32 protein-coding genes are annotated in these 24,074 nt (G+C 72.3%); 20 read left to right on the forward strand and 12 right to left on the reverse strand.

The genetic code is table 11. The features are described from left to right. Nucleotides 1-56: 56 nt before the first annotated feature. The 9 genes from KMZ30_RS07345 to KMZ30_RS07385 form a co-directional block, all read right to left on the reverse strand. Nucleotides 57-380 (reverse strand): hypothetical protein, encoded by a 324-nt coding sequence (locus KMZ30_RS07345; protein ID WP_215519962.1) that lies wholly within the window; start codon nucleotides 378-380, stop codon nucleotides 57-59. 12 nt (nucleotides 381-392) lie between these two features. After that, on the reverse strand, nucleotides 393-644 hold the full coding sequence (locus tag KMZ30_RS07350) for a hypothetical protein (protein ID WP_215519963.1): 252 nt from the start codon (nucleotides 642-644) through the stop codon (nucleotides 393-395). 129 nt (nucleotides 645-773) lie between these two features. Beyond that, entirely contained in the window at nucleotides 774-1,082 is a 309-nt protein-coding gene (locus KMZ30_RS07355; RefSeq protein WP_215519964.1) for a hypothetical protein, read from the reverse strand. After that, the gene (locus KMZ30_RS07360) at nucleotides 1,079-1,267 is read right to left on the reverse strand and encodes a hypothetical protein (protein ID WP_215519965.1); all 189 of its coding nucleotides are present in this window, start codon (nucleotides 1,265-1,267) and stop codon (nucleotides 1,079-1,081) included. The genes KMZ30_RS07355 and KMZ30_RS07360 overlap by 4 nt, the downstream gene beginning before the upstream one ends. Beyond that, complete coding sequence (locus tag KMZ30_RS07365; RefSeq protein WP_215519966.1) at nucleotides 1,264-1,467, reverse strand: hypothetical protein; 204 nt, start codon at nucleotides 1,465-1,467, stop codon at nucleotides 1,264-1,266. The genes KMZ30_RS07360 and KMZ30_RS07365 overlap by 4 nt, the downstream gene beginning before the upstream one ends. Further along, the gene (locus tag KMZ30_RS07370) at nucleotides 1,464-1,820 is read right to left on the reverse strand and encodes a hypothetical protein (protein WP_215519967.1); all 357 of its coding nucleotides are present in this window, start codon (nucleotides 1,818-1,820) and stop codon (nucleotides 1,464-1,466) included. The genes KMZ30_RS07365 and KMZ30_RS07370 overlap by 4 nt, the downstream gene beginning before the upstream one ends. Next, on the reverse strand, nucleotides 1,817-2,035 hold the full coding sequence (locus KMZ30_RS07375) for a hypothetical protein (protein WP_215519968.1): 219 nt from the start codon (nucleotides 2,033-2,035) through the stop codon (nucleotides 1,817-1,819). The genes KMZ30_RS07370 and KMZ30_RS07375 overlap by 4 nt, the downstream gene beginning before the upstream one ends. Nucleotides 2,036-2,074: 39 nt before the next feature. After that, complete coding sequence (locus KMZ30_RS07380; RefSeq protein ID WP_215519969.1) at nucleotides 2,075-2,839, reverse strand: hypothetical protein; 765 nt, start codon at nucleotides 2,837-2,839, stop codon at nucleotides 2,075-2,077. A 223-nt stretch (nucleotides 2,840-3,062) separates the two neighbouring features. Next, nucleotides 3,063-4,610, reverse strand: coding sequence for a DnaB-like helicase N-terminal domain-containing protein (locus KMZ30_RS07385; protein WP_215519970.1), 1,548 nt, complete (start codon nucleotides 4,608-4,610; stop codon nucleotides 3,063-3,065). A gap of 213 nt (nucleotides 4,611-4,823) precedes the next feature. On the opposite strand from KMZ30_RS07385, the gene KMZ30_RS07390 reads away from it, so the two are divergent. The 17 genes from KMZ30_RS07390 to KMZ30_RS07470 all read left to right on the forward strand — a co-directional run bounded on the left by KMZ30_RS07390 (nucleotide 4,824) and on the right by KMZ30_RS07470 (nucleotide 14,594). After that, entirely contained in the window at nucleotides 4,824-5,048 is a 225-nt protein-coding gene (locus KMZ30_RS07390; RefSeq protein ID WP_215519971.1) for a helix-turn-helix domain-containing protein, read from the forward strand. Beyond that, complete coding sequence (locus tag KMZ30_RS07395) at nucleotides 5,045-5,254, forward strand: helix-turn-helix domain-containing protein (protein WP_215519972.1); 210 nt, start codon at nucleotides 5,045-5,047, stop codon at nucleotides 5,252-5,254. Before KMZ30_RS07390 ends, KMZ30_RS07395 begins: the two co-directional genes overlap by 4 nt. 128 nt (nucleotides 5,255-5,382) lie before the next feature. Further along, nucleotides 5,383-5,628 (forward strand): hypothetical protein, encoded by a 246-nt coding sequence (locus KMZ30_RS07400; RefSeq protein ID WP_215519973.1) that lies wholly within the window; start codon nucleotides 5,383-5,385, stop codon nucleotides 5,626-5,628. Next, nucleotides 5,625-6,590: a hypothetical protein gene (locus KMZ30_RS07405; protein WP_215519974.1), complete on the forward strand. Its 966-nt coding sequence runs from the start codon at nucleotides 5,625-5,627 to the stop codon at nucleotides 6,588-6,590. Before KMZ30_RS07400 ends, KMZ30_RS07405 begins: the two co-directional genes overlap by 4 nt. Nucleotides 6,591-6,616: 26 nt before the next feature. Next, complete coding sequence (locus tag KMZ30_RS07410; protein WP_215519975.1) at nucleotides 6,617-7,015, forward strand: YfdP family phage-associated protein; 399 nt, start codon at nucleotides 6,617-6,619, stop codon at nucleotides 7,013-7,015. Nucleotides 7,016-7,018: 3 nt separating this feature from the next. Continuing rightward, nucleotides 7,019-7,852, forward strand: a complete 834-nt coding sequence (locus KMZ30_RS07415; protein ID WP_215519976.1) for a DUF2303 family protein — start codon at nucleotides 7,019-7,021, stop codon at nucleotides 7,850-7,852. Nucleotides 7,853-7,941: 89 nt separating this feature from the next. Beyond that, nucleotides 7,942-8,190 carry a hypothetical protein gene (locus KMZ30_RS07420; protein ID WP_215519977.1) on the forward strand — a complete coding sequence of 83 codons (249 nt, stop codon included), beginning with the start codon at nucleotides 7,942-7,944 and terminating at the stop codon, nucleotides 8,188-8,190. A 3-nt stretch (nucleotides 8,191-8,193) separates the two neighbouring features. Then, entirely contained in the window at nucleotides 8,194-9,366 is a 1,173-nt protein-coding gene (locus tag KMZ30_RS07425; protein ID WP_215519978.1) for a recombination directionality factor, read from the forward strand. Continuing rightward, complete coding sequence (locus KMZ30_RS07430) at nucleotides 9,363-9,635, forward strand: hypothetical protein (RefSeq protein WP_215519979.1); 273 nt, start codon at nucleotides 9,363-9,365, stop codon at nucleotides 9,633-9,635. Before KMZ30_RS07425 ends, KMZ30_RS07430 begins: the two co-directional genes overlap by 4 nt. Next, nucleotides 9,632-9,985: a hypothetical protein gene (locus KMZ30_RS07435; protein ID WP_215519980.1), complete on the forward strand. Its 354-nt coding sequence runs from the start codon at nucleotides 9,632-9,634 to the stop codon at nucleotides 9,983-9,985. Before KMZ30_RS07430 ends, KMZ30_RS07435 begins: the two co-directional genes overlap by 4 nt. Continuing rightward, on the forward strand, nucleotides 9,982-10,428 hold the full coding sequence (locus KMZ30_RS07440; protein WP_215519981.1) for a hypothetical protein: 447 nt from the start codon (nucleotides 9,982-9,984) through the stop codon (nucleotides 10,426-10,428). Before KMZ30_RS07435 ends, KMZ30_RS07440 begins: the two co-directional genes overlap by 4 nt. 88 nt (nucleotides 10,429-10,516) lie before the next feature. Further along, the gene (locus tag KMZ30_RS07445) at nucleotides 10,517-12,121 is read left to right on the forward strand and encodes a DNA cytosine methyltransferase (protein ID WP_308284316.1); all 1,605 of its coding nucleotides are present in this window, start codon (nucleotides 10,517-10,519) and stop codon (nucleotides 12,119-12,121) included. Next, nucleotides 12,118-12,576: a WhiB family transcriptional regulator gene (locus tag KMZ30_RS22295; RefSeq protein WP_215519982.1), complete on the forward strand. Its 459-nt coding sequence runs from the start codon at nucleotides 12,118-12,120 to the stop codon at nucleotides 12,574-12,576. Before KMZ30_RS07445 ends, KMZ30_RS22295 begins: the two co-directional genes overlap by 4 nt. Then, nucleotides 12,573-12,734: a hypothetical protein gene (locus KMZ30_RS07455; protein WP_215519983.1), complete on the forward strand. Its 162-nt coding sequence runs from the start codon at nucleotides 12,573-12,575 to the stop codon at nucleotides 12,732-12,734. Before KMZ30_RS22295 ends, KMZ30_RS07455 begins: the two co-directional genes overlap by 4 nt. Continuing rightward, nucleotides 12,731-13,534 (forward strand): hypothetical protein, encoded by an 804-nt coding sequence (locus tag KMZ30_RS07460; protein WP_215519984.1) that lies wholly within the window; start codon nucleotides 12,731-12,733, stop codon nucleotides 13,532-13,534. Before KMZ30_RS07455 ends, KMZ30_RS07460 begins: the two co-directional genes overlap by 4 nt. A gap of 348 nt (nucleotides 13,535-13,882) precedes the next feature. Beyond that, nucleotides 13,883-14,257, forward strand: coding sequence for a helix-turn-helix domain-containing protein (locus KMZ30_RS07465; protein ID WP_215519985.1), 375 nt, complete (start codon nucleotides 13,883-13,885; stop codon nucleotides 14,255-14,257). Nucleotides 14,258-14,315: 58 nt separating this feature from the next. After that, entirely contained in the window at nucleotides 14,316-14,594 is a 279-nt protein-coding gene (locus tag KMZ30_RS07470) for a hypothetical protein (protein WP_215519986.1), read from the forward strand. Here the strand turns inward: KMZ30_RS07470 and KMZ30_RS07475 are convergent. Beyond that, entirely contained in the window at nucleotides 14,591-15,847 is a 1,257-nt protein-coding gene (locus KMZ30_RS07475) for a tyrosine-type recombinase/integrase (protein ID WP_215519987.1), read from the reverse strand. The two genes, KMZ30_RS07470 and KMZ30_RS07475, sit on opposite strands and share 4 nt — an antisense overlap. A 431-nt stretch (nucleotides 15,848-16,278) precedes the next feature. Here KMZ30_RS07475 and KMZ30_RS07480 point away from each other — a divergent pair, with 431 nt between their 5' ends. Together KMZ30_RS07480 and KMZ30_RS07485 are read left to right on the forward strand one after the other, a co-directional pair. After that, nucleotides 16,279-18,816 carry a glycoside hydrolase family 32 protein gene (locus KMZ30_RS07480; RefSeq protein ID WP_215511936.1) on the forward strand — a complete coding sequence of 846 codons (2,538 nt, stop codon included), beginning with the start codon at nucleotides 16,279-16,281 and terminating at the stop codon, nucleotides 18,814-18,816. A 181-nt stretch (nucleotides 18,817-18,997) separates the two neighbouring features. Then, nucleotides 18,998-20,338 (forward strand): D-alanyl-D-alanine carboxypeptidase/D-alanyl-D-alanine-endopeptidase, encoded by a 1,341-nt coding sequence (locus KMZ30_RS07485; protein WP_215511935.1) that lies wholly within the window; start codon nucleotides 18,998-19,000, stop codon nucleotides 20,336-20,338. 25 nt (nucleotides 20,339-20,363) lie between these two features. Here the strand turns inward: KMZ30_RS07485 and KMZ30_RS07490 are convergent, their stop codons facing one another. Then, nucleotides 20,364-20,906, reverse strand: coding sequence for a hypothetical protein (locus KMZ30_RS07490; RefSeq protein WP_207024050.1), 543 nt, complete (start codon nucleotides 20,904-20,906; stop codon nucleotides 20,364-20,366). 51 nt (nucleotides 20,907-20,957) lie between these two features. Next, nucleotides 20,958-21,932: an ADP-ribosylglycohydrolase family protein gene (locus tag KMZ30_RS07495; RefSeq protein WP_215511934.1), complete on the reverse strand. Its 975-nt coding sequence runs from the start codon at nucleotides 21,930-21,932 to the stop codon at nucleotides 20,958-20,960. 178 nt (nucleotides 21,933-22,110) lie between these two features. Here KMZ30_RS07495 and KMZ30_RS07500 point away from each other — a divergent pair, with 178 nt between their 5' ends. Then, the gene (locus KMZ30_RS07500; protein ID WP_215511933.1) at nucleotides 22,111-23,982 is read left to right on the forward strand and encodes an acyl-CoA dehydrogenase; all 1,872 of its coding nucleotides are present in this window, start codon (nucleotides 22,111-22,113) and stop codon (nucleotides 23,980-23,982) included. The last annotated feature ends 92 nt before the right edge of the window (nucleotides 23,983-24,074 follow it).

A 24,074-nucleotide genomic window follows, 5' to 3' on the forward strand; every position in this document is an offset into this window, starting at 1 on the left:
CGCTCTGCGGGTTCCGTTGCGCTGCAACGTTTTTCGCGTGCGTGTTTCGTTGTCGCTCAGCCGAGTACGTGACCGGCGGGGCATCGCCGGGTGTACGGGTCGAGGACGTACTCGCCGCACCGCTGGTCGTGCTCGAGCTCGTGGAGGCAGCGCCGCCGGTCGCACATCGAGCAGGACCCGCCGGGCAGGAGCTTGCCCTCGCCTCGGCAGAGGGAGCAGTGGATGTTCCGCTCTGCGCGTTCGGCGAGGAGGTCGTCGATCAGGGACTTGATCACGGCGCGCTGGGAGAGGGGGGTGTCGGATCGGCCGAGCGCTGCGCGGCAGGTCGCGATGTTGCGGTCGATGGCGGCGAGGGTGCGGGCGGTGGTCGTGTCGGCCATCGGTCCTCCTGGTCAGAGGGTCCAGCGTTCGTGGTCTGCGGGTCGGCCCCACATCTGGGCGCGCTTCTCGCCGCCGGCTCGGCGGTTGCAGCTCTCGTGTTCGGGGCCGTTGTATTGGTCGGGGTCGTCGTCGGCGTGGCCGAGGTCCCAGGGTTGGCCGGGCTCGATCGGTTCGCCGCAGCGGGCGCAGGTGACGCGGCCGGCAGCGACGATCGGCTCCCATTCGGCGCGGAGCTTGCGGTGGGCGTGGCCGTAGTCGGGCACGGGGAAGGGCCTCCTCGTCCGGAGTCGAGGAGGCCCTTCGAGGTCCCGTGAACCTCCGCTGCCTGGGCACAGTGGTGCCCCGTCGTGTCACAGTGTGCACGGGCGGTGTGGGTTCCGCAATCGGAACCGTCAGGCGATGACGACGGGGTGGCCGTCGAGGACGTTCTGGGCGGTGGCGGCGAGGGTCTCGAGGAACACGTCTTGGCTCGTGCCCTCGGGGAAGTCGCCCAAGCCGATGAGGACGCCCCAGAAGGCGAGTGTCCGGATGTGCTCGTCGAGGCGGAGCTTGAGGTGGGCGCGGTGGACGGCGCCGACGATGCCGGGGGGCTGGGGCTGGGCCTCGGCGGTCTTGATCTGGCGGATCTTCTCGACGGCGTCGATCACGATCTCGGCGGCGTGGCGGACGTTGAGGGTGGTCGTGGTGGTGTGAGTGTTCATCGGTCGTGCTCCTTCGTGGTGGTGTTGGTGACGGTGACGTTCTGGACGGCGGAGATGGTGGTGGGGCCGCCGTCGTGGTCCCAGGTGATGAGGCCGGGGCGGGGGGTGGAGTTGTGGACGGCGCGGATGGTGCCGAGCTGGTCGACGGTGTCGCCGGCGGCGACGCACGCTGCGGGGACGATCACGACCGCGCCTCGTCCCGGGCGTTCGCGATGGCGGCATCGAGGAGGAGCTCCTGCCGGATGGCCTCCGCCTCGTCGGGGTGGTAGACGGCCATCGCTCCGAGGAGGTGGGCGACGGCCGTCACGTTGTGGTCGCGGAGGGCGAGGGTGATCGCCTCGCGCCACTGGCCGACGGTGAGGGTGCTCAGGTCGGCGATGGTCATCGGGTGCCGAGCCGGAGGAGGCGGCGCCAGCGGGCCGGGCGGTGGATGACGACGGCGGTGTGGTCGACGGTCGCTCCGCGGTAGGCGACGGCCTGGAGGAGGATCACGGGCAGGGCGAGGGTCGCGAGGGGGCGGGTGCCGAGGGGGGTGGTGATGATGACGTAGCCGTCATCGGGGCCGCCGCCGTCGCGCCAGAGGTGGATCTCGACGGAGACGCCGTGGCGGTCGTAGCCGACGGTGGTCGCGGTGTCCCACCGGGCGTGGCCGGCGGTGGAGGTGAGGAGGTGTTCCTTGACGTCGTCGATGGTGTCGCAGCGGTAGACGTGCGGCTTGTCGAGTCGGGTCCGGCTCACGACCGGGCCTCCTGCTCGGCGAGGTCGGCGATGATCCGGAGCGTCTCGGGGGTGTAGCCGATGACGGAGAGCGCGGCCGGCTGGAACCCACCGAGGATGAGGCGCCCGGCCTCGACGCGCTGGACGTCGACGTTGGGGTTGGACAGGATCACGACGCGGTCGCCGTGGGCGTCCTCGACGGTGATCGTGGTCCCGGTGCTGGTGGTGTTGCTCATCTGGTGGTGCTCCTTCGTGGTGGTGGTGTTGGTGGTGGGTCAGGCTTCGCGGCGTCCGTCTCGCCGGGTGACGACGAGGAACGCGTGGTGGCGGTCGAAGAGGTCGCGGCCCTGCTCGTCGACGCCGATCGCGACGATCTCCCCGCGGCGCTTCCACTGGCGGATCGTCGAGGGGGCGACGGTCACGCCGAGGCGCCGGCGCAGGAGGGGGACGAGCTGCTCGGCGGTGAGCGGCTTCGACGCGTCGGGGACGATCCGGGCGAGCCAGCCGTCGATCGTGTCGGTGAGGCCGCACCCGGGGCAGCGGATCTCGCCGGGCTTGTCCTCGCGGACCCGGATCGGGGCGCCGCAGACGACGGCCTCTCCGTCGGCGCCGATGGTGTTCGGGCAGGCGCCGAGGCTCATCTGGTCGGAGCGGGGCCATGCGAGGTTCCGGGCGTCCTGGGCGAGGTCTTCGAGCTCGTAGGCGAGGCGGCGGCCGTAGGTCCATTCGGCGGCCCAGAACGCGTGGCGGCGGATGTAGCCGATGAGGTCGCCGCCGAGCGGGGTGGGGTGGTCGGGGTGCTCGCGGCGGATGGACCCGGCCCAGAAGACGAGGTCGCGGTCGATCTCGGCGCGCAGGGAGAAGGCGGGGAGGTTGAGGGGGAGGCGGGAGCCGTAGCCGCTGCTCGAGGTGCGCCCGCCGGACCCGACGACGTCGACGAGGTACGGGAGGGCCTTGGTGATGGTGGCGAGCTGGCGGCGGATGTGGCCGGCGCGGTCGGCGTGGCTCATCTCGTCCCAGGTGGGGCGGGGGGTGTTCATCGGGTGGTCCCGGGGTGGTGCTTCTTGAGGTGGTCGTTGACGAGGACGCCGACGACGGCGGTGTAGCCGCAGACGGGTGAGCGGTAGCCGCCTCGGGACTCGCCGGGGGACTCGGTGCAGGACTCACCCGCAGTGGTTCCGGTTCCCGGAGGGAGAGGGAACCGGGAACCACCGCTGCGGCCGGACCCCTCAGGACTCACTTGGGGACTCACTCGGGACTCACTCACGAGGCCCCCTCGAAGACGGTCACGAGGCGGTGAAGGGTGGTGCGGTTCGGCCCCGGCTCGGTGATGACGTGGCCCTCGCGGACGAGGGCGTCGACGGCGTCGGCGATGGACGCGGACTTGCCCGTGACGTTCTTCTTGATCTCGTTCAGCGTGGCCGGGTGGGGCGTCGCGTAGAGGTAGTCCGAGACGCGCTGCATGAGGGTGGTCGGCCGGAAGTTGCCCGCCTCGTCGTGGCTCGAGGTCGGGTGGTCGAGCCAGGCGAAGGTCTCGTCCGGGTGGGTCGCGTCGAGGTGGAACTCCGCGACGGTCATCCCCGCGGGGCCGACGTCGCCGTGCTTGTCCTTGTCGATGACGATCTTCACGATCGCGTGCTCGCCCTTGCCGCCGGAGCGGATGACGACGGCCTTCATCGCGGTGCCGGTGATGGCGGCAAGCTTGTGCTGGCCGCCGATCGCGTAGCGGCCTCGGGTCTCGGAGTCCTTCGTGACGTGGTCGATCTGGAGGACGGCGGGTCCCTGGTCGGCGATCCGGCGCGGGAGGAGGTGCTGGAAGCGGGCGACGTCGTCGTTGTCGTTGATCGACATCCCGTGGAGGCTCATCACCTCGGTGACGCCGTCGATGACGACGAGGGAGCACCCGGCGACGGCGGAGTCGAGCCGGGCCGCTGCGGCGGCGTCGAGGGCGGTGTCGGGGCGGAGGTAGCGGAACCGCTGCGGGTCGCGGAGGTGGTCGGGGTTGGCGCCGAGCTGGAGGAGGCGGGCGGCGACGGCGTCGGCGCGGTCCTCGAAGTCGATCATGGCGGCGGAGTGGCCGGCGTCGAGCTCTTGGATGATGCCGACTTCGGCGACCCACGTCTTGAGGGACCCGGGCTCGCCGGAGATGGAGTGGACGCAGGAGGGGTAGAGCAGGGCCTTGCCGTCGCGGCGGGTGAGGACGGTCGCGACGGGTGGCTGGAAGTCGCCGTCGAGGACGGCGGAGAGGTCGACGGGTGCCCACGGGTGGGGCTGGTCCTGGTCGTCGATGCCGGGGACGGAGTGGCGGGCGTCGTGGACGTAGGTCGCGGCCTGCTCGAGGAGGCGGTCGGTGTCGTCGCTGTCGGGGGCGTAGCCGTCTTGGACGATCCGGAGGCCGGCGGCGATGACGCGGCGGCGGATGGAGGTCTTGCGGACGATGTCGGCGTAGTGCCCGGCGCTCTGGGGTGAGGCGACGGCCTGGGTGCAGGCGTGGAGGTAGGCGGCGCCGCCGACGCGGGCGAGCTGGCCGAGGGCGCGGAGGTCGTCGGTGACGAGGATCGTGTCGACGGGCTTGGTGCGGGCCTTGCGGGCGTAGATCGCCTCGTAGATGGTCTCGTGGGCGGGGATGTAGAAGTCGGCCCCGGTGATGACGTCCCAGACGTCGTCGATCACGGTCTGGTCGAGGAGCATGGCGCCGAGGACGGCCATCTCGGCGTTGCGGTCGTGGGGCTGGGTGCGTCCGCCGTTGTGGTCGTCCTCGGGCGGGGGCGGTGGTTCGCCGAACGCGCCTTCGATGAGGGTCGACGTCATGCGTCGCGCTCCCCCGCCCCGCACGTGTCGCGGATTCCGTTGTCTCGCAGCGTGTTTCGTCCTGCGCGGGGCGACGGCGGCGTGTGCATGGGGTGTCCGTTCGTCTGGTGGTGGGGTGCTGGCGGATCCCGACGATACTCCGTCGGGTTCCGTTTCCGAAACCCTTCGGGTTCCTCTTGCGAAACCCGGGGGCGGGGGTCTACGATTCCGTTTATGAACCCAGCAGCCACCCAGAGCACCGACGCCGTCGTGTGCGCGAACGTGGCCCGGCTCATGGACGAGCGGGGCGTGACGCTCGAGGACTTCGAGGCCGGCATGGGCTGGTCGAAGACGACTTCGTGGCGCAAGCGCACCCAGAAGGTCACGTGGAAGTTCCGCGAGGTGGAGCGCGCGGCGCGTGTGCTCGGCGTCGACCTGCCCGAGGTGATCGGGGCATGAGCGACCGCCTGACCACCGAGGAGCTCGCGGCGTACCTGCGGGTGTCGCCGGACACGGCGCGCCGGTACATGGGCCGCACGATCCCGGCGGCGTTCGTGGGGGGCCGGTGGACGGCGGCGAAGGCCGACGTCGACCGCTACCTCCAGTCGAAGACGGTCACGGGCCGTGCGACGCGTCGTCGGGGCCGGGCCTCGTCGATCACCTGACCGCCGGGTGGCCCGCCTGACTTCCTGCGGCGGGCGGGCCGCCCGGTCCCAGACATAGAAGGACCCCCTCCGGCATCTGTCGCGCAGCACGCCGGAGGGGGCACCAACACCAACCAGGAGCGTAACGGATGCTTGACGTGATCGTCAGCGACAACGGCACATCGCGGCCGCCGACCGACGGTGAGGACGCCCGCCGGATCGTGCGTCACGGGATGGCCGAGATCCTCGAGTGGCTCGGGGAGCCGGTCGGCCCGAAGCCGGGCGAGCCGGTCCACCGCGCCTTCCTCATCGACCGCGCCGCGTTCATGTTCTACGGGGCCGTCCCTCGCGTCGCCGCGCCGGGCCTGCTCGTCATCGGTGGTGACGTCCTGTGACCAACCCGAGGCACGCTCGCGAGACCGAGAACGGCCGCTACTACGAGATCCCCGGCGTCGACCGGCAGCTCGTGTCGGTGACGAACGCGAACAGTGTCGCCCTGGCGAAGTACGGCCTCCCCCTCTGGTACGCGAACCTCGCGACCGACGCCGCGTGGTCGAACCTCCCCCGGATGGCCTACGCGCTGCGCCGGCAGCTCTGCGAGGCCTCGACGACCGACGACCGGTGCGGCGTGTGCCGCGACTGCGTCACCCGGGACATCAAGGGCGCCGCGGAGGCCTCTCGCGACTCCGCGTCCGCTCTCGGGTCCCGGGTCCACGACCTCGCCGAGGCGCACGTCCTCGGCCGGCCGATCGACGAGATGCCCGGCGACGACGAGGCCGGCCTCTACGTCGCGCAATACATCCGGTTCCTGGAGGACTTCGACGTCGACCTCGAGCGCGACGTCGTCGCCACCGAGATGACGGTCTTCGACGAGCACGCCGGCTACGCGGGGACCCTCGACGTGATCCTGCGGCTCCCGTTCGACGGGTGGACGTTCACCGCCGACAAGGGCGGCGTCCCCCGCCTCGGGAAGACCCGGAAGGTGACCGACCCGGAGCAGCGCGGCCGGTTCCTCCTCGACATCAAGACCTCCCGCAAGCGCGGTGTCACGCAGTCCTACCCGGAGAACGTCCTCCAGGTGACCGCCCTGCGCCACGCGAAGCGGCTCGTCCTCCCCGACGACACCACGGCGCCGATGGTCACCGGCATCACCGGCACCGGCACGATCCAGCTCCGCGCGAACCGGTACGCGGTGATCCCGCTCCCCTCCCGCACCCAGGAGATGCGCACGTTCCTGCGGGTGCTCGAGATGACGCGGTGGGTCCACGACGTGTGGCCCGGGGACTACGACTACCGGCCGATGACGCCGTCCGGGGCGCCGACCCCGAAGCGGCAGCGGAAGACGGCCGAGCAGTGACCAACCGAGAGAAGGGAATCGCCTCCATGTCCGACGAGGAGCAGCACGCCCGACCGTTCGCGGACTTCCTCCGCGAGCACGGGAAGGGCCGCACCCACGACGAGCTCAGCGAGACGCTGCACACGCTCATCGCCCGGGTGAAGGACACCGGCAAGAAGGGGTCGGTCACGTTGACCGTCGTCGTCGAGCCCATGAAGAAGGACGACCGGATGGTCGTCGTCTCCGACCAGATCAAGATCCGGCTCCCCGAGCACGACCGCCCGTCGAACGCGTGGTTCATCGGGGAGGACGGGAACCTCCAGCGCGACGACCCGGACCAGCTCCCGTTCGAGACGCTCCGCGAGGTCCCGGCCCCGCCCGGCATCGACGCCGTGACCGGTGAGGTCCCGGACGACTACCCGATCCCCACGAGCCGGAAGGCCTGACCGATGACCAGCATCCCCCCCGAGATCTACGCCCCGGACGGCCGCCTCGAGAACGACGTCGTCGCCGAGCTCGCCCGCGAGGCCGTCGAGCCCGTGAAGGTCGAGGACGGCCTGTACCTCCTCCACACCGGGAAGACCGTCGACCTGCGCGACGAGCTCGAGAAGCACCGGGAGAACCCGGACCGGAAGAAGGGCACCTACGCCGTCACCGACGTGACCGCGTTCGTCGAGTACCTCGCGAAGCACGGCGAGGACCACACGGAGCTGTGGGCCAACGACAAGGCCGGCACGATCCGCGCCGTCATCAACGCCCACACGAGCAACGAGGAGCCGTGGGCCGGGTGGGAGGACCACACCGTCACGCTCCGCCTGCCCTTCTCGAAGGACTGGACGGAGTGGGTCGCGGCCGACGGTCAGCGGATGCCGCAGGCGACGTTCGCGGAGTTCATCGAGGACCACCTCCCCAACTTCGTGACCCCCTCCGGCGCCGACATGCTCGAGCTCGCCCAGACGTTCCAGGCGACCTCGACGGTCGACTTCGAGTCCTCGCAGCGGCTCAAGTCCGGCGAGACGTCCCTCGCCTACGTCGAGACGACGAACGCGAAGGCCGGGACGAAGGGCGCGCTCACGATCCCCGACACCTTCGAGCTCGCCCTCCAGGTGCACGAGCGCGGCCCCGTGTACCGCGTGCAGGCCCGGTTCCGGTACCGGATCAACGGCGGCAACCTCACCCTCGCCTACCGCCTGACCCGGATCGACGACGTCCGCCGGCACGCGTTCGACGAGGTCGCCGCCGTCGTGGGCGCGACCGGCCGTCAGGTCTGGAACACCCCCTGACCGGCGGGGCGGCCCGCCCCCCTTCCCCCCTCCGCGGGCGGGCCGCCCCGTCACCCCCTCTCCCCCCTCGAGCCGAAGGAGCGCCAGCGATGGCCCACCACCAGAACACCCCCCGGAGCGTCCTCGACGCCCCCGAGCCGCGCGCGGTCCTCGCCTGGAACCCGCACCGCTCCGTCCCCGTGCGCCTCCGCGGCCTGCTCCGCACCCGCCGCGTGAAGAACGGCCGCGCCGCCGTCTTCGGGTCGTTCGTCGGCGACGTCGAGCGCGACCTGCTCGGCGTTCCGGTCGGGACGTCCCGCAAGGGCCGCAAGACCCGTCGCGCCCGGACGGAGGCCTGACCGATGCCGATCGACCCCATCGTTCTCCAGCGCCGCCACGCCGAGGTCGGCAGGATCCGCCTCGGCGTCCAGCAGGACACCGGCCGCAAGCGGAACGGCCGCGCGGTCACCCGCCCCGCGAAGCTCGAGACCTTCCGCTTCACCTCCGCCTCCCGCGAGCTCGTCGACGCCGTCGCGGCCGTCTACGGCGGCGAGGTCAAGCCCTGGGCCAACGGGAACCTCCAGCAGTGGGAGGTCATCACCCCCGCGAACGTCGTCCCCGTCTTCGTCGTGAAGAACGGCGTCACGCAGTGGATGGAGACGTGGAGCGGCGGCGGGTGCGTCCACCGCTGCGACGGCGTCCGCGACGTCGAGGGCAACCTGTGCGACCCCGACGACCCGCAGCACCGCGAGGCCCGCGCGACGACCCGCCTGTCCGTCATGCTCCCCGAGATCGAGTCGATCGGCGTCTGGCGCCTCGAGTCCCACGGGTACAACGCCGCCGCCGAGATCCCGATGGTGGCCGAGCTCGCCCAGCACGTCGGCGACCTCGTCCCCGCCGTCCTGCGCGTCGTCGAGCGCGTCTCGCGCTCCGGCGGCGAGACGAAGCGGTTCATGGTGCCGCAGCTCGACCTCCTCGTGACGAAGGACCGGCTCCGGGAGATCGCCGACACCGCCGCCGGCCGCGGCCCGTCCCTCGAGCTCGACGCCGCCCCGCAGATGCCCGCGCTCCCCGCCGCTCCGGCCCCGCAGCAGGCGCCGCCCGCCGCGCCCCCGGCGGGCGTCCCCGACGACGTCCGCGCGGCCGCCGGGGCGACGAACGACCCCGACGAGATCCGGTCCCTCTGGCGGTCCCTCGCCGGGCACGGCCGGATGAACGAGGCCGTCGCCGCGTTCCTCACGGCGCGCCTGTCGGAGCTCACGAACGCCCAGGCGCCCGACCCGGCCGAGGAGCCCGCGCTCGCGGCCGTCCCCGACGAGGCCCCGGCCCCGCTCGAGGAGCCCGTCGACGCCGAGGTCGTCGAGGGACCGGACCCCGCCGCCGAGGCCGCCTGGACGAACGTCCTCATGGCCGCCGGGGCGCGCGGGTGGACGACCGAGCAGGTGACCGACTCCTTCGAGCAGTGGGCCGCGGTCCCGGTCGGTGACGGCGACGCCGAGATGTTCGGCCGGTTCATCGCCGAGGTGCTGTCGTGACCGGCGAGCGGCGCCGCTTCCGCACGACGACCGTCGTCGCGGGAGCGATGGCCGCGGGCCTCGGCGTGTGGGCCGTCGTCGTGGCCGCGGTGTGGTTCGGCCTGTCGCACCCCGCCGCGAACGGGTGGGCGCTCGTCGTCCTCGGCCTCGGCGCCGCCGGCGGGGGCCTGTGGTGGGTCACGCGGCCCGTCGAGCAGGTCGACGAGGACCACCGGCCGCTCGCGTGGCAGGCGGAGGACGCCCGCCCGACCCGGCACGGTGCGCGATGACCGAGGCCCTGTTCGACGCCGGCCCGTTCCTCGTCGAGCACGACGAGCCCGCCGAGGAGCTCAGCGCCGATCGCCGCCGGACCCTGCGCCAGCGAGCCGAGATCGCGAACGGCCGCCACCCGCTCGCCGGCGCCCCGCTGCACGCCCAGGCACCGACCGACCCGGCCCCCGGCGGCCGGCCGCTGCCCTTCACCTGTGGGACCTGCTCGCACCGGCAGACCCACCGCCACAACTCCCGCAGCTACCAGAAGTGCGACCTCGTCCCCGTCACCAACGGCCCGGGGACCGACCTCCGCCTCTGGTGGCCCGCGTGCATCAACTACGACGACACCCCGAAGGCCGCGCGATGACGAACGACAAGGGCACGCGCAACGAGACCCGCCTCGTCCGGTGGCTCCACCAGAACGGGTTCGGTCACGCCGACCGCATCCCGAAGAAGGGTCACCGCGACGAGGGCGACGTCCTCCTCTGCCCCGGCGTCATGGCCGAGGTCAAGGCCTGGGACCTCCCGCTCGTCGTCCCCACCGCCGGGCAGCTCTACGAGTGGATGGCTCAGACCGAGCGGGAGGCCGAGAACGGCCGCCACGACGTCGCCTTCCTCGTCGTCAAGCGCCGCGGCACGCAGGACCCCGGCCGGTGGTTCGCCTACATCGACGGGTGGCGGTTCCGCTCCCTCCTCGGCGGCGACCTCCCGATGCACGGCGCCGGCCCCGTGATGCTCACCGTCGCCGACCTCGTGACCGTCCTCCGCTCCGCTGGGTGGGGCGACGAGCTCGAGGGACTCACGCCGTGACCGTCGTCGAGCACATGCAAGCCATCGCCGAGCTCGGCCTCGAGCAGCCACCCATCCCGCCCGCCCTCGCACCAAGGAGAACGACCCCGTGACCCTCACCCTCACCGACATGTTCTGCGGCGCCGGAGGATCCTCGACCGGAGCGGTCTCCGTCCCCGGCGTCGAGGTCCGCGTCGCCTCGAATCACTGGTCCCTCGCGATCGAGACCCACAACACCAACCACCCCGACGCCGACCACATCCAGGCCGACCTCTCCACGACGGACCCCCGCTACTTCCCGTCGTCCGACCTCCTCTGGGCCTCCCCCGAGTGCACCAATCACTCCAGGGCCAAGGGCCGCAAGCTCGACACTCTCCAGAACGGCCTCTGGGGCGAGAGCCTGCCCGATGAAGCCGCCGAGCGCTCCCGCGCGACGATGTGGGACGTCGTCCGTTTCGCCGAGGTCCACCGGTACCGGATGGTCTTCGTCGAGAACGTCGTCGAGGTCGCCGACTGGCTCCCGTTCCGCTCGTGGCTCCTCGCGATGGAGTCCCTCGGGTACAACCACCAGACCGTCTCGCTCAACTCGATGCACGCCCAGGCCTACGGCCTGCCCGCCCCGCAGTCGCGGGACCGCCTCTACATCGTGTTCCACCGCAAGGGCGACCCGAAGCCGGACTTCGCCGGCCGGTTCCGGCCCCGCGCCTACTGCCCCGGGTGCGACGAGGTCGTCGACGCGATCCAGGCGTTCAAGAAGGCCGGGAGCACGATCGGCCGGTACCGCAGCCAGTACGTCTACCGCTGCCCCCGCGTCGCCTGCCGCAACCAGATCGTCGAGCCCGCATGGCTCCCTGCCTCCTCGATCATCGACTGGTCCCTCCGCGGCCAGCGGATCGGGGACCGGTCGAAGCCGCTCGCCGAGAAGACCCGCCGCCGGATCGCCGCCGGGATCGCCCGGTACTGGGGCAACCCGATGCACCTCGAAGCCGCCGGGAACACCTACGACGCCGCCGACCCGAAGCACCCGCAGCACGGCAACCCGAACAGCTACTACCGCGCCTGGAGCGTCGACGAGCCGCTCCGCACCCTCCACACGATCGAGTCGAAGGCCCTCGCCGTCCCCGTCGAGGGACGCGACGGGAAGACCGCCCAGCCGACCGACCGGCCGCTGCGGACCCAGACGACCCGGCTCGAGACCGGCCTCGCGTTCATCGCCCACTTGAAGGGCTCGTCCGACTCCCAGATCGCCGGCGCGCACTCCCCCGTCCTCGACCCGATGCACACCATCGCGGCGGGCGGCAACCACCACGCGCTCGTCACGTCCTACTACGGGAACAACGACGGCGCGCTGCCGGTCACGTCGGCCCTGCCGACCGTGACGACGACCGACCGGCACGCCCTCATCATGCGGAACAACTCCGGCGGCGCCGAGATGGTCACCCCCGCCGGCGAGGTGCTCCGGACCATCACCACGGCCGCGCACCAGTCGCTCCTCACGCCGGGCGACATCGCCGCGGCCGAGGCCCAGGTCGACGACGTCCTCTTCCGGATGCTCGAGCCGACCGAGGCCAAGAAGGCGATGGCCTTCCCCGAGGAGTACGTCATGCTCGGCAACCGGCGCGAGCAGGTCCGGCTCGCCGGGAACGCCGTCACGCCGCCGGCCGCCCGCGACTTGATCTCGGTCGGGATCGAAGCCTTCCTGGGCGCGTCGTGAGCTGCCCCCGCAGCGGCATGGCCCCGCTCGAGGAGATCCTCCCTCTCCTCCGCGCCGGCGAGACGTGCCCGGCCATCGCCGACCGGTTCGGGTGCTCGACGTCGCTCATCTACCACCGCCTCGGCGAGGCGGGCCTCCACGCCCGCGACTTCCTCCAGTACCGGCCCACCCAGACCCGGGGCGCGTCGAGCCGCGCGAACGCGCGCGAGCTCGCGCTCGTCCCGACCCAGCCGGAGTGGATGGAGCGGTCCGCCTGCCGCGGCGAGGACCCCGAGCTCTTCTACGCCGGCACGGGGGACAAGGCGGCCATCGCCGCCGCCCGCCGGATCTGCCGGCCGTGCGAGGTCCGGGCCGACTGCCTCACCTACGCCCTCCAGATCGACGACCGCCACGGCATCTGGGGCGGACTCACCACCGGGCAGCGCGCCCGGCTCCGGAAGAAGCGCGCGTCGTGACCGGCCACGTCACCGACCCCGCGCAGATCCGCGACGCCTGGGACGACGACGACACCGCCCGCTCCTACTTCACCGACACCCTCGCCGTCGTGCACGCCCGGCACGCGGCCATCCGAGACACCTACCCCCGCCACGACGACGAGAGGACCGAGCCGTGAACACGAGCACTCCCGCCGGGAAGACCGAGTGGCAGCGCCAGATGAGGCGAGCGAAGGCCTACGGCCGGTGGCAGCCGTTCGTCGACCCCGCCCCCGCCGTCGAGCACGTCCACGCGCTCCGCAACGCCTACGGCCTCTCCTACGACGCCGTCGCCGCCCTCTCAGGCCTGCCGACCGTCACCTTCGACCGGGTGGTCTTCCCCGCGCTCGGCGTCCAGAAGATCCGCCGCGAGACCGCCGAGAAGATCCTCGCCGCCCGCTTCGACCTCGACCGCCTCCCCGACTCCGTTCTCGTCGACGTCGCCGGCACGAGCCGCCGCCTCCGCGCCCTCGCCGCCCTCGGGTACTCCACCCGCCAGATCGGCGACGAGCTCGGCATCCGCCGTCAGTCGGTAGGCACCCTCATGCACCGGACCCGTCGATGCTCGGCCGGCGCCGCGCGCGCCGTTCGCGACCTCTACGACCGGTGGTCGATGACGCCCGGCCCCGACCGGCGCCTCGCCGCGACCGCGAGGGCGAAGGGGTGGCTCCCCCCGCTCGCCTGGGACGACGACGTCATCGACCGGATCGACGGCCAGCCCGACACGAGCACCGACCCCGTCCTCGGCCGCGGGATGCCCCACGAGGAGCGCACCGCCGAGATCCTCTGGTTGCTCGAGGCCGACCGCACCCTCACCGCCGAGCTCCTCGGCCTGCGGATGGGCATCTCCGCCTCCGGGATCAACTCCGCCCTCCGGAAGTCCGACCGGCAGGACATCATCGACCTCCTCGAGCGCAACGCCCGCGACGGCGCGGCATGAGACAGGCCGCGCCCTGGTCGAAGGTCCGCGGGTCGATCCGGCCGCGGGAGCTGCGCGCGGTCTACGCGGCGGCCGTCGACGCCGGGTGCACGGTCGTGAAGTGCCGGTCCAACCACATCCGCGTCACCCTCCCGTCGGGGGCCGTGTTCTTCGGCCCGTCGACCGGAGGAACGGCGGGAGGTCACCGCGAGACGCGTAGGGATCTCCGCCGTTTGGGTCTCGACCTGTAATCCCTTCGGCGATTCATAAGTGAAATCTGGGTAGTAGTACCCTGCTCGGGATGCGACGTGCGCCGGAATGCTCCATCTTGTGCTTATGCGGACTACCACGGGAAGGGGAGCCGTCGACATGATGACTCTCGGAAACGCTGCGGCAGAAGCGATTCGGCTCAGGATGGACGAGCGCGGGTGGGATTCCGGCGACCTTCTCCGACGCATTGAGCAGACCCGCCGCCCAGGTGATCCGCGGGTGCCGAAGGTCACACTCTGGCGCAAGTTGAACGGCCAAGTCGACAAGTTCGATCTCGACACCTTCGACAGGTGCGCTATCGCTCTCGGCGTCGCCCCGGCGAAACTCCTCCGGGAGGCCCTCGCGATCCGTGAGGCCGCCGGCGACGACCCCGCCGAGGAGGCCCTATCGAGGATGACCCCGGCCGGGCGCCGTCAGGTCGAGGCCGCGATGGAGACCGTCCAACCTCCTGCGCGGAAGCGCGCGAAGAGGTAGCGTCCCGCCGAGTAGGGACGCAGGGGTCGCGGACCGCAGGACTCGGGGAGGTCGCCCGTTGAAGAAGATCATCGCCGCGAGCACGGTCGCCGTCGTCGCCTGGGCCGCAGCGTTCGCCGCGGCCGTCATGGCACCGAAGATCGCCCAGCCGATCCACCTCGTCCTCCTCGGCGCGCTCGTGCTCGCCGCGCTCGCGACCGGCGTCGTCGTGGGCGCGTGGATGAGGACCGTCAACGACCCGGGCCTCGCCTACGTCGCCGGCTACCACCACGGCGTCCGCGCCGCCCGCGAGGAAGCCGACGACGACGGCGGGGTCGAGCTGCACGTCGTCGGCTAGACGACCTCGCCGGGCACGACGTCGCCCGCCTCGAGCGGCTCCGGCCGGACGAGGCCCGCGCCGACCGCGCCAGCTCGTCGACGAGCCGGGAGCCGCCGCAGGATGTCGCGGTTGACGCCGTCGATGGTGCGCGCGTACGTCCCGACGGTCGTCTCGATGTGCTCGTGGCCGACGCGTGCCTGGACCTCGGGCAGCGAGGCGCCCTCGCGGAGGAGGTCGGCGACGTGTGTGTGCCGGAGCCAGTGAGGCGTCGGCCGGCGCGAGAGGTTGGCGACCTCACAGGCCTTCACCCAGACGACCCGGAACGTCGCGGGCCGCCACGTCCGGCCGTGCCGGTTGAGGAAGACGTAGCCGCCGGGGGACGCCGCGGCGACCCGGCGCCGGACCACGTCGGAGGCGTCGACGTCGAGCGCGACCGCGCGGAACCCGGCCTCGGACTTCGTGTCGTCGACGCGGACGAAGATCCCGCCGGCCTCGCGCCGCAGGACGGACCCGATGGTGACGACGACGAGGTCGCCGTCGTCCTCGACGTCCCACGTCGTCAGGGCGGTGACCTCTCCGAACCGGGCGCCGGTCGCGTAGAGCGCGAGGGCGAGGTCGGCGGCGTCCGGGTCGAGCTGCGAGAGGGCGGCGTGGAGCGCGGCCCACTCGCCGGGGCGGAGGCCCTTCGGGGCGCCCTTGCGGACCTTCGGCAGGTCGGTGCGCGAGCAGGGGTTCGTCGGGACGAGGCGGCGCGCGGGGTGCGAGGCGTAGTCGAAGACGGAGTGTAGGAGCCCGTGCCGGTTCGCGATGGTCTTCGCCGAGGCGGCCCGGCCCTCGCCGTGCACGACGCGGACGGCGAGGCGGCCGGCGACCTGCTCGTCGACCCACTCCTGGACGTCGGCGTCGGTGATCGACGAGACCGGCCGGTCGCCGAGGGTCGGTTCGATCGCGAGCTCCCAGATCGTCTCGTACCCCTCGATCGTGCGGGAGGAGCGGACGCGGGGTCGCTTCCAGTCGATGAAGGCCTCGAAGACCTCGCGGAGGGTGGGCTCGACGCCGCGGGCACCGACGGCGGAGAGGCGGGCCTCGAGCCGGACGAGGGCCTCGGGCACCCCGAAGTCGCGGATGTCGGCGCAGAAGTCGTCGGCGGCGCGCTTGACGTGGAAGGTCTCGGTCGACTGGACCTTCCCGTTGCGGTAGCGCACGACGTAGGACACGGTGCCGTCCTTCGCGACGTACCGCTTCGGGGTGGGATTCGGGCGGCGACCCATGTCCAGGCTCCCGTCATCAGACGATCGAATGTGCGTATGTGCACAAATATTGTCACACAGACCGGGACGGAGTACGATGGACCCATGACCAACACCCCCGTTGACGTGCAGAAACGCACAAACGACCACGTCAGGACGGGTGCGGAGGACGGGTTCGATTCCCGTCATCGGCTCGGAACGAAGGCCCGGGCGCGACAGCGTCCGGGCCTCCTTCGTCCTCCGGGCAGCGATCACTTCGCACGTGCGGGGTTATCGCGGCCGGCCGCTCGGTCTGACAGCGACAACCCCGCACGTGCGGGGTCGGTACGGCCGGTCGGGTGCGACAACGGGGTCGGCCGCCCCCGGCGACCGCTCAACGAGCGCCCTGCGGAATCCGCGGGTAGCGTGATGTCGCAGATCGCTGACAACGTTGTCATCACCGGGGGAACATCATGCTGAAGCGTCCGTCCACCACCCACCGCTGGCAGGCCGTCGTGCTCTGTGTCGTCGCGTTCGTCGCCACCCTCGGGGTCGCGCCGGCGTCGGCGGACACCCCCGAGCACCGGCCGGTCCACCACTTCAGCCCGGCGCAGAACTGGATGAACGACCCCAACGGGCTCGTCTTCCACCAGGGCGTCTACCACCTGTTCTTCCAGCACAACCCGCTCGGCAACGTCTGGGGCAACATGTCCTGGGGCCACGCGACGAGCACGGATCTCGTGCACTGGACGGAGCAGCCGGTCGCCATCCCGTTCGACGCGACCGAGGGCGTCTTCTCCGGCTCGGTGGTCGTCGACGAACGCAACACCTCCGGCCTCGGCACGGCCAAGAACCCGCCGATGGTCGCGATGTACACGAGCGCCTACACGGCGGCGAGCGGGCGCGAGGGCATCCAGGCGCAGTCGCTCGCCTACTCGACCGACGACGGCCGGACCTGGACGAAGTACGCCGGCAACCCGGTCATCGACATCGGCTCGCGCGAGTTCCGCGACCCGAAGGTGTTCTGGTACGCCCCCGCCCGCGAGTGGCGGATGGTCGCGGTCGTCGCCAGCGAGCACAAGGTGCTCATCTGGCGCTCCAAAGACCTCAAGGAGTGGACCAGGCTGTCGGAGTTCGGTCCTCGCAACGCCACGGGAGGCGTGTGGGAGTGCCCCGATCTCTTCCCGCTGACCGTCGAGGGCGCCAGGGGGAAGAAGCAGACCAAGTGGGTCATGCTCGTGAGCCTCAACCCGGGCGGGATCGCCGGCGGGTCGGGCACGCAGTACTTCGTCGGCGACTTCGACGGCACGACCTTCACCCCCGACGGCCCCGCCACGTACGAGCCGCCGAAGGGCCGTCTGCTGCAGGGTTTCGAGGACGGATATGCCGGCTGGACCCCGACCGGCACGGCCTTCGGCGATGCCCCCGTCGCCGGCACCCTGCCCGGCCAGCAGGCCGTCAGCGGCTACGTCGGCGAGCACCTCGCCAACAGCTTCGTCGACGCCGACGCCGCCCAGGGCGAGCTGACGTCCCCGGAGTTCGTCATCGACCAGCGCTACCTCAACTTCCTCGTCGGCGGCGGCAACCACCCGGCCGTCCCCGGCGCGACGCAGGGCGACCCCGGAGGTGAGGTCTTCACCGACTTCGAGGACCTCGACCCCGCGACCCGCCTCCCCGCCGGATGGAGCGCCACGGGCGACTTCGTCGGCTACGGCGCCACCAGCTCCGGCCTGCCAAACCACCAGGGCGACAAGGTGCTCGACACCTGCGTGGTGCCGGACAAGTGCGACCCGGCGGTCGGCACGTTCGTCTCGCCCGAGTTCACCGTCACGAAGAAGCACGTGAACCTGCTCGTCGCCGGCGGCGACCACCCGCTCGGCACGAGCGGCCCGACGGTCGTCGAGCTCGTCTCCGGCGGCAGCGTCGTCGAGTCGGTCACCGGCAACAGCTCCGGCGAGATGGACTGGCGCTCCATCGACGCGAGCTCGGTGGTCGGCCGCCAGGCGCGCATCGTCGTGCGGGACGAGCACGGCGGAGGCGACTGGGGCCACCTCATGGTCGACGACATCCGGTTCTCCGACACCGCGGCCGGGCCGCGCGACACGCAGACGACGGTCAACCTCGTCGTCGACGGCCAGGTCGTGCGCTCGAGCACCGGCGCGGACAGCGAGGCGCTCGACTGGGCCTCGTGGGACGTGGCCGACCTCCGCGGCCGCAGCGCCCAGATCCGCATCATCGACCACAGCTCCGGCGGATGGGGGCACGTGCTGGCCGACCAGTTCATGCTCGCCTCCGCGCCGGCGCGCAACGGCACGGAGCGCGCCCACTGGGTCGACTACGGCCGCGACAACTACGCCGGCGTCACCTTCAACGGGCTGCCCGACGACCAGCGCACCTCCATCAGCTGGATGAGCAACTGGCAGTACGCCGGCGACGTGCCGACCGACCCGTGGCGCGGCCAGATGACGATGCCGCGCCGGCTCTCCCTCGTCTCGACGCCGGACGGCCTGCGCCTGCGTCAGGAGCCGGTGCGCGGCGTCGACCGGCTTCTCGACCGCCGCCACCAGGAGCGCGCCCGGGTTCGGTCGCTCCGCCCCGGCGAGCACGACACGCGGATGGACGCCACGGTCGCCCAGGTCGAGGTGCGCGTCGACCTCGGGTCGGCCCGGGAGGCCGGTGTCGTGCTGCGGCGCAGCGCGGACGGGTCCATCGGCACCCGCATCGGCGTCCGGCGCGACGGCACACTGCTCGTCGACCGGACGCACAGCGGAGACGTCGCCTTCAACCGGCTCTTCGCGAGCCTCGAGGAGGCGCCGGTCACGGTGCGCGGAGGCAAGGCCACCTTCACGGTCCACCTCGACCGCAGCTCGGTCGAGGTGCTCGCCGCGCACGGCACGGTCTCGGTCACCGACCTCGTCTACCCGCCCGCGTCGGCCGACGGCATCGCCGCCTACGCCGTCGGTGGCCGCGCCAAGGCCGTCGACGTCACGGTCACCCCGCTGCGCCACTGAGGTACCCCCACACGTGCGGGGTTGTCGCGGCCGGCTGCTCGGTCTGACAGCGATAACCCCGCACGTGCGGGCCTGCCGTACTCCGGGTCGGGCGACGCGGCGTCCGCCAGGTCGACAGGACACCCGGCAACCCAGCGGGTTAGCCTCCTCCCGACCGCGGCGCAGGGGCTCGCGGCCGTCCATGACCGCCCGTCCGATGGAGAGCGCGATGCGCACCGTCCGCCGCCCCACCCGCCTCGCGGCCGCCGCGACCCTCACCGCGGCCCTCCTGACCGCCCCGGTCGCACCCGCACTCGCCGCGCCCGCCGTGGCCGCCCCGGCGCTCGCCGCCTCGTCCTCGCCGGCAGCCGCCCGACCCGTCGCCGCGGTCGCGGCCGAGACCGCCGACGAGCGCATCCGCCGGGCGCTGGGCAACCGCGTGACGACGGCGGCGTTCGGCACCTCGTTCTCGGGGACGGTCCTCGACGCCGCGTCCAACACCCGGGTGTGGTCGCGGAACGGGACCTCGACGAAGATCCCGGCCTCGACGACGAAGCTCGTGACGGCCCACAACGCCCTCACCGTCCTCGGCCCCGACCGACGCATCCGGACGACCGTCCGTCAGGGCTCGAGCTCGGACCGGGTGATCATCCAGGCCGGCGGGGACCCGATGCTCAGGAGCAGTGCACTGGACCGGATGGCGGCGACGACGGCCCGCACCCTCAAGGCCCGCGGCACGAGGACCGTCCGGGTCTACGTCGACGACGACATCTTCCCCAAGCCCTCCCTCGCGACCGGCTGGAAGGCGAGCTACGTCCCCGACTCGGTCACGCCGGTCCGGGCGCTGGTGCGCGACCAGCGCGACGTGTCCGACACGAGCGCCGACGTCGGCACGTACTTCGCCGCGCGGCTCAAGGCCCACGGCATCGCGAGCGTCCGCTACTGGGGACGCGGGAACGTGCGCTCGGGCGCGGCCACCCTCGCGTCGAGCGACGGCTGGACGGTCGCGGCCATGGTCGGGCGAATGCTCCTGACGAGCGACAACGACGTCGCCGAGATGCTCCACCGGGTCGTCGCACGCGCCGCCGGCTACGACGCCACGTGGAGCGGCGCCCGCTCGGCCCAGACCCGCACCATCCTGAGGGCCGGCCTCTCCTACGGCGCGGTGTACGACGGCTCGGGGCTCTCGCGCTCCAACCGCATCAGCTCCCTGCAGCTCGCGACCATCGTGGACCGCGCCGTCGACCGGTCCCGTCCGGAGCTCGCGGCCATGCGCAGCACGAGCAGCCTGCCGACGGCAGGACGCACGGGCACCCTGGCCACCAAGTACGACCGCTTCGTCACGAGCCGCTCCCGGTGTGCGGCGGGGAAGGTCTGGGCCAAGACGGGCACCCTCGGCGACGTCGCCTCCCTGGCGGGCTACACCTACGGCACCGACGGACGTCTCAAGGTCTTCGCGTTCGTCGTCAACGGCCGCCAGTCGACGACGTCCCTCAAGCAGAACCTCGACATGCTCGCCGCCACGGTCAACGGCTGCTACTGACGCCGCCGGGCCCGGGGGCACGAGGTCAGCTGGGGACGACCCAGCCGAGCACGGTGACGATGCCGATGACGGCGCACACGACGAAGAGCGCCGCGAGGATCCAGCCGATGACCTGGGCGCCGTCCACGCCGCCGGCCTCGTCGGCGTCCGAGGTCTTCTCGGCGTCCGGCGCGGTCAGCTCGCCCGGGCGCACGAGCGGCTCCGGCGGCGCGTCGAGCTTCGGGTCGGCGACGAGGGCCTTGGTGCGCAGCGCCTCGATGCGGGGCGCGCGCGGCTCCTCGCGCACCGGCTCCGGCAGCGCGCGCCACATCGCGACGAAGTCGTCGCCGGACTGCTCGCGCCACGCGGCGACGGCGTCGTCGGCCTCCGGGCCCTTGACGCCGGCGGCGAACCAGATGGCCCCGGCCCGCGGCAGGTCGCCCATCCCGTGGAGGACGTGACCGAGGACGCGGAGGAGCTCGGGGTCGGCGTCCGTCTCGGCGTGCTCGAGCAGGAGGTCACGGGCCTTCCACGCCTGGCCGTCGTCGACGAGCCGGCGCGCCTCGGCGAGGACGTCCGCAGTGCTCACGCCCCCGAGTATGCCCCGCAGCCCTGCGCTGTCGCCGCTGGCGCGCAGGCGTCAGCCGCGACGGTCCACCCAGAGTTCCCTTGCGCCGTCGGCGAACTCGTCGGCGAACTGCAGCAGCCCGACCCAGCGCGCCGGCACGGCGGCGGCTCCGTCGCGCGCGCCGAGCAACCCGCCGGCGATCGCGGCGTTGCTGTCGGTGTCGCGGCCCATGCGCACGACGTCGACGAGCACGGGCTCGAGCGGACGCGGGTCGAGGACGGCGACGAGGGCGATGCGCAGCGAGTCGAGGACGTACCCGCCGCCGTCACCGGCCAGCCGCTCGCGCCCCTCGACGAGGTCCGCCACCGTCGGACGCCGGTCGTCCGCGAACGCCTCGACGACCTCGCCGACGCCGAGCCCCTGCGCAGTGGCGAGGCCCGCGGCCACCGCGTCGGCGGCCCCGGCGCCCTCGACGAGCGCGGCCGCCACCTCGACGTACGCGGCGCAGGCCGCCGTGCACCGCGGGTCGTCGTGCGTCACCGCCGAGATCTCGACGGCCAGGCGGACGCGGCGTGCGGCATCCCGCTCGGCGAGGGCCGTCGGGAGGCAGCGCATCAGCGACCCGTTGCCGGCCTGCCCCGGGCCCGACCCGGCCCGTCGCGGGTCGCCGGACGCGCGGTAACGAGTCAGTCCGGTGCGGGTGGCGCCGCCGACGTCGCGCGGCGGGATGCCTGGCGTGCGGCCGGGCCAGCGCCCCTCGAACCAGTCGAGCATGTGGTCGGCCGCGGCGCGCACGACGTCATCCGGTCGGTCGAGGTGGGCCAGCAGCACCGCGCGGGTCAGGTCGGTGTCGTCCGTCGCGTGGCCGGCCGGCCAGTCGAACGGTCCGCCGCCGACGATGTCCCACAGCCCGTCGGGGTACCGGGCCCGGATCTCCTCGCGCGAGGAGAACTCGACCGCCGCGCCGAGGGAGTCCCCGGCGTGCACCCCGAGCAGCGCTCCCACGGCGTGGTCGAGCCGGCCCGCGTCCTCCTCGGCCGTGACCATCCGCGCTCCCTCCGGCGCCGGGCGGCTCCGGGCGGCCGCGTAGTCTCGCCACCCTAGGCCGACGGGGTCCGTCGAACGGGCGAGACGGCCCTCACCCACCCGGTGGTTGCGCCGGTTACCCGCTGGTAGCACACTGGTGAGCAAGCGCTCACTTTGCGACGTCCCCGGGAGGACCACGATGGGTCACTACAAGAGCAACCTCCGCGACATCGAGTTCACCCTCTTCGAGGTGCTCGGCCGCGGCGAGGTCCTGGGCAGCGGCCCCTACGCCGACCTCGACGCCGACACCGCCCGCGAGATGCTCAAGGAGATCTCGCGCCTCTCGGAGCACGAGCTCGCCGAGTCCTTCGCCGACGCCGACCGCAACCCGCCGGTCTACGACCCGCAGACGCAGGCCGTCACGATGCCGGAGTCGTTCAAGAAGTCCGTCGAGGCCTACCGCGAGAGCGGCTTCTGGGCCATCGACCTGCCGGCCGAGCTCGACGGCACCGTCGCCCCGCCGAGCCTGCGCTGGGCGGCCAACGAGATGCTGCTGGGCTCCAACCCCGCCCTCGCGATGTTCGCCGCGTCCTACTCCTTCGCCAAGCTGCTGTACCTCATCGGCAACGACGACCAGAAGAAGCTCGCCCGCTGGATCGTCGAGAAGGGCTGGCACTGCACGATGGTGCTCACCGAGCCCGACGCCGGCTCGGACGTCGGCGCCGGCCGCACCAAGGCCACCCAGAACGAGGACGGCACCTGGACCATCAGCGGGGTCAAGCGCTTCATCACGAGCGCCGAGTCCGACATGGTCGACAACGTCGTGCACTTCGTCCTCGCCCGCCCCGAGGGCGCCGGCGTCGGCACCAAGGGCCTCAGCCTGTTCATCCTCACGAAGTACGCCGTCGACCTCGAGACCGGTGAGCTCGGCGAGCGCAACGGCGTCTACGTCACGAACGTCGAGAAGAAGATGGGCCTCAAGGTCTCGACGACCTGCGAGCTGACCTTCGGCGGCGAGAAGCCGGCCGTCGGCACCCTCTTCGGTGACGCCCACGACGGCATCGCGCAGATGTTCCACGTCATCGAGAACGCGCGGATGATGGTCGGCACCAAGGCGATCGCCACGCTCTCGACCGGCTACCTCAACGCGCTCGAGTACGCCAAGCAGCGCGTCCAGGGCGCCGACCTCACGCAGATGACCGACAAGTCGGCGCCGCGCGTCACCATCACGCACCACCCCGACGTGCGCCGCTCGCTCATGCTCCAGAAGGCGTACTCCGAGGGCCTGCGCGCGCTCGTGCTCTTCACCGCGAGCCAGCAGGACGTCGTCGACCAGCACGTGCTGACCACCGGCGAGCAGACCTTCGAGAAGGGCTCGGCCGCCGACGTCGCCAACCGCGTCAACGACCTGCTGCTGCCGATCGTCAAGGGCCTGGGCTCGGAGCGGGCGTGGGTGCTGCTCGGCACCGAGTCGCTGCAGACCTTCGGCGGCTCCGGCTTCCTCCAGGACTACCCCGTCGAGCAGTACGTCCGCGACGCGAAGATCGACACGCTCTACGAGGGCACGACCGCGATCCAGGGCATGGACTTCTTCTTCCGCAAGATCGTCCGCGACAAGGGCCAGGCGCTGACCCACCTCGCGACGCAGATGCAGGAGTTCGCCAAGGACCTCGGCCTCAACGGCGGGCGCCTCGACCGCGAGCGCGAGCTGCTCGGCCAGGGCGTCGAGGACGTCCAGGCCATCCTCGGCTACATGGTCGGCGAGCTCATGAAGTCCGACCCGCGCCAGGGCGGCGAGCTGCCGAACCTCTACAAGGTCGGCCAGAACACCACCCGTCTGCTGCTCGGCGCCGGCGACCTCGTCGTCGGGTGGCTCCTGCTGCGCCAGGCCGCCGTCGCGCTCGATGCGCTCGAGGCCGGCGCCGAGGGCAAGGAGAAGGACTTCTACGAGGGCAAGGTCGCCGCGGCGCGCTTCTACGCCCGCCAGGTCCTGCCCCGCCTCTCCGCCGAGCGGGCCATGGCCGAGGCCAGCGACAACGACCTCATGGACGTGCCCGAGTCCGCCTTCTGACCCGCCCGCCCGGCGGTCCCCCGACCCCGGGCCCGGCGCGCCTGCCCGGAGCACGCGCCGCGCCCGGACCCACACGACGACGGGCCCGTCCC

Source organism: Phycicoccus mangrovi, from assembly GCF_018729305.1.
Classification (GTDB): domain Bacteria; phylum Actinomycetota; class Actinomycetes; order Actinomycetales; family Dermatophilaceae; genus Phycicoccus; species Phycicoccus jejuensis.

What these genes read in the sequence shown, in the direction of transcription:
- KMZ30_RS07440 (WP_215519981.1), top strand. Translation starts at nt 9,982, where the DNA reads ATGACGAACGACAAGGGCACGCGCAACGAGACCCGCCTCGTCCGGTGG.
- KMZ30_RS07390 (WP_215519971.1), top strand. Translation starts at nt 4,824, where the DNA reads ATGAACCCAGCAGCCACCCAGAGCACCGACGCCGTCGTGTGCGCGAAC.
- KMZ30_RS07410 (WP_215519975.1), top strand. Translation starts at nt 6,617, where the DNA reads ATGTCCGACGAGGAGCAGCACGCCCGACCGTTCGCGGACTTCCTCCGC.
- KMZ30_RS07375 (WP_215519968.1), bottom strand. Translation starts at nt 2,035, where the DNA reads ATGAGCAACACCACCAGCACCGGGACCACGATCACCGTCGAGGACGCC.
- KMZ30_RS07435 (WP_215519980.1), top strand. Translation starts at nt 9,632, where the DNA reads ATGACCGAGGCCCTGTTCGACGCCGGCCCGTTCCTCGTCGAGCACGAC.
- KMZ30_RS07395 (WP_215519972.1), top strand. Translation starts at nt 5,045, where the DNA reads ATGAGCGACCGCCTGACCACCGAGGAGCTCGCGGCGTACCTGCGGGTG.
- KMZ30_RS07380 (WP_215519969.1), bottom strand. Translation starts at nt 2,839, where the DNA reads ATGAACACCCCCCGCCCCACCTGGGACGAGATGAGCCACGCCGACCGC.
- KMZ30_RS07420 (WP_215519977.1), top strand. Translation starts at nt 7,942, where the DNA reads ATGGCCCACCACCAGAACACCCCCCGGAGCGTCCTCGACGCCCCCGAG.
- KMZ30_RS07345 (WP_215519962.1), bottom strand. Translation starts at nt 380, where the DNA reads ATGGCCGACACGACCACCGCCCGCACCCTCGCCGCCATCGACCGCAAC.
- KMZ30_RS07425 (WP_215519978.1), top strand. Translation starts at nt 8,194, where the DNA reads ATGCCGATCGACCCCATCGTTCTCCAGCGCCGCCACGCCGAGGTCGGC.
- KMZ30_RS07400 (WP_215519973.1), top strand. Translation starts at nt 5,383, where the DNA reads ATGCTTGACGTGATCGTCAGCGACAACGGCACATCGCGGCCGCCGACC.
- KMZ30_RS07365 (WP_215519966.1), bottom strand. Translation starts at nt 1,467, where the DNA reads ATGACCATCGCCGACCTGAGCACCCTCACCGTCGGCCAGTGGCGCGAG.
- KMZ30_RS07355 (WP_215519964.1), bottom strand. Translation starts at nt 1,082, where the DNA reads ATGAACACTCACACCACCACGACCACCCTCAACGTCCGCCACGCCGCC.
- KMZ30_RS07415 (WP_215519976.1), top strand. Translation starts at nt 7,019, where the DNA reads ATGACCAGCATCCCCCCCGAGATCTACGCCCCGGACGGCCGCCTCGAG.
- KMZ30_RS07485 (WP_215511935.1), top strand. Translation starts at nt 18,998, where the DNA reads ATGACCGCCCGTCCGATGGAGAGCGCGATGCGCACCGTCCGCCGCCCC.
- KMZ30_RS07480 (WP_215511936.1), top strand. Translation starts at nt 16,279, where the DNA reads ATGCTGAAGCGTCCGTCCACCACCCACCGCTGGCAGGCCGTCGTGCTC.
- KMZ30_RS07500 (WP_215511933.1), top strand. Translation starts at nt 22,111, where the DNA reads ATGGGTCACTACAAGAGCAACCTCCGCGACATCGAGTTCACCCTCTTC.
- KMZ30_RS07385 (WP_215519970.1), bottom strand. Translation starts at nt 4,610, where the DNA reads ATGACGTCGACCCTCATCGAAGGCGCGTTCGGCGAACCACCGCCCCCG.
- KMZ30_RS07475 (WP_215519987.1), bottom strand. Translation starts at nt 15,847, where the DNA reads ATGGGTCGCCGCCCGAATCCCACCCCGAAGCGGTACGTCGCGAAGGAC.
- KMZ30_RS07495 (WP_215511934.1), bottom strand. Translation starts at nt 21,932, where the DNA reads ATGGTCACGGCCGAGGAGGACGCGGGCCGGCTCGACCACGCCGTGGGA.
- KMZ30_RS07465 (WP_215519985.1), top strand. Translation starts at nt 13,883, where the DNA reads ATGATGACTCTCGGAAACGCTGCGGCAGAAGCGATTCGGCTCAGGATG.